Source organism: Parasutterella sp. (assembly GCF_057870745.1).
In genome coordinates, this window is record NZ_DBMALT010000014.1 from 52,728 (window position 1) to 59,581 (window position 6,854).

Sequence of the window (6,854 nt, forward strand, 5' to 3'; positions counted from 1 at the left end):
TATTTCTCCCTCCAAGCTCTCATACATAAGAATTATTTGGCTTCTTGCAGTTTATTCAGTCTCTCAAGCGCCAAGTAGCTGAAGAAAGCTCCTGCCGGAATCAATGCTTTGTCATTGAAGTCAAAATACGGGCTGTGAAGAGCTTCTTTGTGTTCCGAGTCTTTCACTCCGATAAAGAAGAAACAGCCCGGCAAAACCTTTTGATAGGAACTGAAGTCCTCACTGATCATGTAAGGCTCGGCAAGTTCAATGACATTTTGAGCACCGAAACAACGATCTGCCGCTTCCTTTGCATCTTTTGTGAGTTCGGGATCATTATTGACGGCAGAAACGCGGCGTTCATAGACAGTTTCTGCTTTGATGCCGTAGGCCGAGGCGATGCCTTGAGAGCGCCGTGTCAGCTCTTCCTCAATTGTGTCTCGAATGGATTCGTCAAAGGTTCGAACCGTGCCGATCATTTTTACAGAGTCGGAAATGATGTTGTAAGCGCGTGATCCTTCGGTATTAAAACTGCAAACAGAAACAACAGCGGATTTAAGCGGATCCAATGTGCGCGAAACTAAGCTCTGCAGAGCGTTATAAATTTCTGTGGCAACCGGCAGCGGGTCTTTGCCGAAATTCGGACGTGCACCGTGTGTCCCTACACCGACGACGCGAATGGAAAACAGATCGCAGGCAGCCATGGTCGGACCGGCTTTGAAAGCGATCGTTCCGACATCTAAGGAAGGTTCGTTGTGCGCGCCGTAGATCTCTTTAACGCCGTATTTTTGGAAAACGCCGGAGTCAATGACGCTTTGAGCGCCGGCAACATTTTCTTCGTCTGCTTGGAAGATGCAAAGAATTCTTCCGGGGAAATCACGATGTTTGACCAGATAGATAATGGCAGCGATCAGCCAAGTCTGGTGGCCGTCGTGTCCGCATGAGTGGGCATTTCCGTTTTTGGAAGCCCATTCGCATCCGGATTTTTCTTCGATCGGGAGGGCATCGATATCGGCTCTAAGAGCCACCGTTGCTCCGGGCCTATTGCCTTCGATCAAAAGGAATCCGCTTCCGGGAGAGGTTTCTGTATCTAATCCCGAAATTCCGAATTGTTCAAGAATGGATTTGATGCGGGCAAGCGTGCCTCGTGTGTTGAAACCGACTTCGGGATTTTCGTGGACGGTTTTGCGGAAGGAGATCAAACGAGATTCGTATTGTTGAAGCTCCTGACGAATGCTTTCTGGATCTATTGTGTTTTTCATTTTCAGCTGAGATAGCTTTATTAAATAAAGCGTCATTCTCGGAAGGTCGAGGCCGATAGTCAAGAGCACGACTAATTGTTGAGTTAAAAGAGCTGATGAAAATGTCTAACTTCAATGTTTCTGTGCAGAAGTTGTGTGTTGATTGCCTATCACTTTTGGTTTGATGTTTCTGGAGAGAAAAAGTGAAAAGGGAAAAAAACGCCGTGAAATCAGATCAATTTGGAAGAAAAAACTAATCGAAAATACTCATTCGCTTGTTGTTTCAAAAAAGAAATTCTTCAACTTGTGAAAGATAAAATCAAAGAAGAAAAACTTTATTGCCTTGAGCCTGATGGGGACGAGTCGTTTGTAGAGGGTGTAGTTGGAACATTCGAGAAGTTTTTCCTCCTTCATAGGTTTTGCCTGTGAGACTAATTGAAACAAACCTTAAATCTCAAATAAAGGAGGGTGCCTTTAGAGCGCCGGAATGATGTTTACTTCGATGTATTGGTATCTTTTCATCTGCCTTTTATTCTTCGGAATAGGCGACTTCCTTGGCGTTGCCACAAAAGCCAAGGTTTCTGCAGTGTTCGTGAGCTTAATGCTCTTTTTAATCGCTTTTATGGCCGGGTGGATTCCTCCCGACATCATTAAGAAAGCCGGCTTGGATCAGATCGCTAAATGGTCTGTGATTCTGCTCGTGTTCTCCATGGGAACTACCATTAACATGCGTGAGCTGATTGCCGAATGGCGCACGGTTGTGACGGCCCTTTTGGCAATGGGCGTCATTATGCTCGGCGCATTTTTGATGATGCCGTTTATCGGTTACGAAAACACTGTGGTCAGCGTGCCTATTGTGACCGGCGGTATCGTTGCGACTCAGATCATGACAAGCGGCGCGATGGAGCACGGTTTTGCCCTGGCAGCTGCATTAGGCACGATTGTTTTCGCAGTGCAGAAGTTCATCGGTACTCCGTTAGCCAGCTACTTCGGCCTCAAAGAAGCTCGTTTCTTAATCGATGAATACCGCAAAACCGGTGTCGTACCACAAGATACTTATGCACCTAAAAAAGAGCCGGCTGCCGGTCCTTCTTTCTTTGAGAGTCATAAGAAATACTACGGCCAGTTCACTTGTTTGGCCATTACAGCGCTTTTCTCTTGGATCGCCTTTGTGATCGGCAAATGGACAGGCCTTTCTGCAACAATTTGGGCCTTGATCTTGGGCGCCGCTGTCGGCAGTACCGGTTATCTGCCTCGCAATATTCTGAAGCACGCCAATGCCGGCGGCCTACTTAACTGCGCTGTTTTCTGCGCCATTATCCCGTCACTCGCCACGATTAAACCGGAAAATCTCCTGACGCTGTCTTATTCGATCTGCGTGATCTTTGCCATCTCTATCTTCTGCATCATCGTTTTCTTCAAATACCTTCCTTTGTGGAAGATCCTCGGCTCCAAGAACGTTGCCGTGGGCGTTGCTGCCTGCCAGTTAATCGGCTTCCCGGCTACTTACTTAGTCGTTAACGAAATCATTAATGCCGTTGCAGAAACTGAAGAAGAAAAGAAGATTATTCATGAACGCCTAATGGCGAAGTACCTCGTTGCTGGCTTCGTGACCGTGACAACCTTCTCTGTGATCGTTGCCGGCATCTTTGTGAAGTTCATCTGATCCCGATTTCAAGGTTAGGAAATAAAACATGATTAAATTTGATCCTCAAAATTATCCCTATCCGTCCAAACGCAACGTGGTCTATGCCCGCAACGGCATGTGCAACGCAGGTAATCCGCACGCTGCATCCGCCGGTCTTCAGACACTTCTGAAAGGCGGTAATGCGGTGGACGCCGCCGTTGCAATGGCCAGTGCTATGCCGGTGGTTGAGCCGACCGGCAACGGTCTGGGCGCCGACTGCTTCGTGATTCTTTGGTATGAAGGAAAAATGTATGGCCTGAACTCTTCGGGCCCCGCTCCTAAATCTCTTTCTGTTGCAGCATTAAAAGACAGAGGATTTGAAAAAATTCCTTCCTACGGCGTTGAACCGATTGATGTCCCGGGCGCAGTAGCCGGCTGGATGACGCTTCATGAACGCTTCGGCAAACTTCCTTTGGAAGAGGTAATGGCTCCTGCCATTCGTTATGCAGAGGAAGGTTACCCTGTAACGCCTAACATTTCGCGTCTTTGGCAGGAAGCCTTCGAAAACTATTCCAAATATCGTGATCGCTCGGAATTCCAAGGCTGGTTCGACACTTTTGCGCCTAACAACACCTGGCTGAAACCCGGCGAGATGTTCCGCTGCCCGGACATGGCAAAGACACTGAGAGAGATCGCAGCGACAAAGGGCGAATCTTTCTATCGCGGAGCCATTGCCGAAAAGATCGATGCCTTCTTTAAGAAGCACAACGGCTTCTTAACCAAAGAAGACCTCGCCGCATTCAAGCCCGAGTGGGTCGATCCGATCAGCGTGAACTATCACGGAGTGGATGTTTGGGAGCTGCCGCCTAACGGACACGGCATTACCGTACTCATGGCTTTGCAGATTCTTAAAGACATGAAGCTTGCTGAAAGAGATTGTGCTGACACGATGCACAAGCAGATTGAAGCCATGAAACTTGCTATGGTGGATACGGCTCAGTATGTTGCCGAACCTTCTTACATGAAAGTTTCCGATGACCAACTTCTCAGCGAAAAATACGCTGCCAAACGCCGCGCCTTGATAAACGATCAGGCCATCATGCCGGAACCCGGCGAGCCCGGATGCCCGTCGACCGTTTATTTCTGCTGCGCAGACGCAGACGGCAACATGGTGAGCTTCATCCAGTCCAACTTCCGCGGATTCGGATCCGGCATCGTCGTTCCCGGCACCGGCATTTCTTTAAATGACCGTGCAGAGAACTTCAAGTTTGACGAAAACCACGCTAATGCATTGGCCGGCGGCAAACGCCCGTATCACACCATTATTCCAGGATTCTTGACTCAAAACGGAAAACCGTTAGGACCGTTCGGAATTATGGGCGGATGGATGCAGCCGCAGGCGCACGTTCAGGTTGTCATGAATATGATTGACTGGCACCTGAATCCACAGCAGGCTCTGGATGCGCCACGCTGGCAGTGGGTCGGTGGTAAGAAAGTCGAAGTGGAGCAAGAAACTCCCAACTACATCATTCGCCAGCTTCAGCGAATGGGACACCAAATCGTCGTCCAACCTGATCCTTATCATATGGGTCGTGGTCAGGTCATTCTTAGAGATGAAAACGGCGTGCTTTGCGGCGCAACCGAGAAGCGTACCGACGGACAGATCATGTCCTACTAATCAACAAAGGTCTCGATGCCAAGGCGTCGGGACCATTGATTCAGGATCCGGTTCTTTAGCGAGGCCCGGTTTCTGTTTGAAGGTTAGATAATTAATTTAACGTGACCGTGTGCGTTTAAACGATATCGGCGCTCGGTTCCGTCAGACAGGTTTGACACCTTGAATACATAGGCTTCTGGATCTTTCGCTTCCGGCAGCTGCTGAAGGGCTTTTTCGATAGCAGCTTCAATTGAACGGACACCGGAGACTTTAACGGTTCCGATGACATCTCCGTTTTCCTTGAAAACTTCTACCTGATCGATACTTTCGAAATCTAATCTATTGTTTGGCATGACTCTCACTCCCAGCCGAGTATTTAGCAGGAGAATTATCAGGCTCTGCGGACAACAATCTGAGTAATCTAACCAATTGTGAGCAGGAAGCTGTCAGGACGGCTTTCTTATGAGAAGTGATTACCGAGAATATAAGTGAAAAGGCCGCCTGATGAAACCGGCGGCCTATAACTCATAAGCCTACTTACTTATTGCTCAGAAGCGGCGCCTTCACCGGCGATTCTTCCGAATGTGAAGATATCTGCAATAGCATTTCCGCCAATACGGTTGCTTCCGTGGATACCGCCTGTGATTTCACCGGCAGCATACAGACCCGGAATCACATTTCCGTCGCGATCCAGTACTTGAGCTTTCGTATTGATCTTGGCCCCGCCCATTGTGTGATGACGGCACATACCGATCGGACCCGCATAGAACGGGGCTTTTACGATCTTGTGACTCAGCATAATCGGGGTACGGCCGAGAGGATCTTTCTTGGAATCAACCATTGCGTTGTATTCATTGATGGTCGCGACCATAACTTCCGGCGGTACTTTGATGAGTTTGGCGAGTTCTTCAATCGTGTCTGCTTTGAACAAGGTGCCGTTTTCCAGAGCACGATGGTTCATCTCGTTGTAATACTCGTTGTTCTTATCGAAGCCGTCTGTATCGCATACCGGGAAGACCGTTTGATCGGTTTGAGCCAAAGTGGCGTCACGAATTACGTCACGGCGAGCATCTTCGGCAACATATCTCTTTCCTTCCTTGTTGAGGAAGATGGTGTATTCGATAGCTTGGAAAATATCAGCGGTGTGTTTGTAGCCGGGAGCAGTCCACGGAATGCACTGGATGTAATCCAAACCAACGGCTAAACCTCCGATACCTTGGATATATTTGAGTACTTCACCGGTAGAGCCTGGCTGGTTCGTTGTGTTGAGTTTTGTCAGACGCGGGTCAAAGTAAGAGCACATTGTCGGGTTTGCAGCGAAACCGCCTGCTGCGGCAACGACGGCCTTGTTGGCTTTCCAAAACTCTTTCTTGGCGTCTTTGAGTTCAACTTCAATGCCTAAGACACGGCCGGAGTTCGGTTTCTCACGAATGATCCCGATGACTTTGTGGTTAGTCAGAACCGGAAGACCGATCTTGTTGGCGTAGTTCATGCAGGCTTTGATGTAGTCTCCGCCGCTCTGACCGACAGGATTGCGGCAACGAGGCCACAGGCCGCCATAGATTTGGTAGATGCCGGGTTTGAACTGCACGCCGACTTTCTTAAGCCATTCGACGCTTTGAGGAACGTTTTCGCACAATGTGGCGACAAGAGCAGGGTCGGCGCGGAAATCGCCCGCAGCTATCGTTTGTTTGGTATGGAGCTGAGGAGAGTCCTCAATGCCTGCTTTCTTGTAATCTGCTTCTACGGCCGCATTCAAGCCGCCTCCGCTAACCATAGTATTGCCGCCTGAAATGGAAAGTTTTTCCAGAACGACAGCATTTGCGCCTTTTTCCTTGGCGACGATGCCGGCAGAAAGACCGGCACCGCCGGAGCCGATGACAATGACGTCATAGGTTTTATCCCAAGTGATGGGCGTCGAGCAGGGATTTGCTGCATGAGCGAATGTGGAAATGGAGGCGGCAGCAGAGGCTGCACCCCCAACAAGAAATGATCTTCTGTTGAGTGTCATCCTATTCTCCTCGGAAGTAGGTGATTTCAGTCTACGCTTTCATACAAAAGAGACAATTAGGGTTAAGTCCCTTGCGTGCTAACGAATTTGGGTATTTATTTTTTGAACAAAAATAGATAATTAAGACAAATTGTTAGTCAAAATTTCATTTGACGGTGAAATAGCCCTGTAAAAGCATTTACTTTTGCTTCAATAAAGAAAAAAGTGAGTTTTGATGGTTGAATTTTTAAATCCCCCTAATTTAATGACATGGAACCCCTTTGCTCCCAGCGAGATAGAGGGAGCAAAATGAAAGTGACAAAATTCTCATTAAAGGTGATTCCATGTCAGTTAGAAGGA

5 protein-coding genes are annotated in these 6,854 nt (G+C 48.3%); 2 read left to right on the forward strand and 3 right to left on the reverse strand.

Annotation, left to right across the window (positions count from 1 at the left end):
- Nucleotides 1-32: 32 nt before the first annotated feature.
- Nucleotides 33-1,241: a M20 metallopeptidase family protein gene (locus tag ACZND6_RS05505; protein WP_240141196.1), complete on the reverse strand. Its 1,209-nt coding sequence runs from the start codon at nt 1,239-1,241 to the stop codon at nt 33-35.
- 466 nt (nt 1,242-1,707) lie between these two features.
- Here ACZND6_RS05505 and ACZND6_RS05510 point away from each other — a divergent pair, with 466 nt between their 5' ends.
- Together ACZND6_RS05510 and ACZND6_RS05515 are read left to right on the forward strand one after the other, a co-directional pair.
- A complete protein-coding gene (locus tag ACZND6_RS05510) occupies nt 1,708-2,886 on the forward strand; it encodes a hypothetical protein (protein ID WP_300877052.1) in 1,179 nt (392 codons plus the stop codon).
- 28 nt (nt 2,887-2,914) lie between these two features.
- Nucleotides 2,915-4,525 carry a gamma-glutamyltransferase family protein gene (locus tag ACZND6_RS05515; RefSeq protein ID WP_300877055.1) on the forward strand — a complete coding sequence of 537 codons (1,611 nt, stop codon included), beginning with the start codon at nt 2,915-2,917 and terminating at the stop codon, nt 4,523-4,525.
- Nucleotides 4,526-4,608: 83 nt separating this feature from the next.
- Here the strand turns inward: ACZND6_RS05515 and ACZND6_RS05520 are convergent, their stop codons facing one another.
- Both ACZND6_RS05520 and ACZND6_RS05525 read right to left on the reverse strand, forming a co-directional pair.
- Nucleotides 4,609-4,857, reverse strand: coding sequence for a hypothetical protein (locus tag ACZND6_RS05520; RefSeq protein WP_008864387.1), 249 nt, complete (start codon nt 4,855-4,857; stop codon nt 4,609-4,611).
- A gap of 188 nt (nt 4,858-5,045) precedes the next feature.
- Nucleotides 5,046-6,515, reverse strand: coding sequence for an FAD-dependent oxidoreductase (locus ACZND6_RS05525; protein WP_489524452.1), 1,470 nt, complete (start codon nt 6,513-6,515; stop codon nt 5,046-5,048).
- Nucleotides 6,516-6,854: the final 339 nt, after the last annotated feature.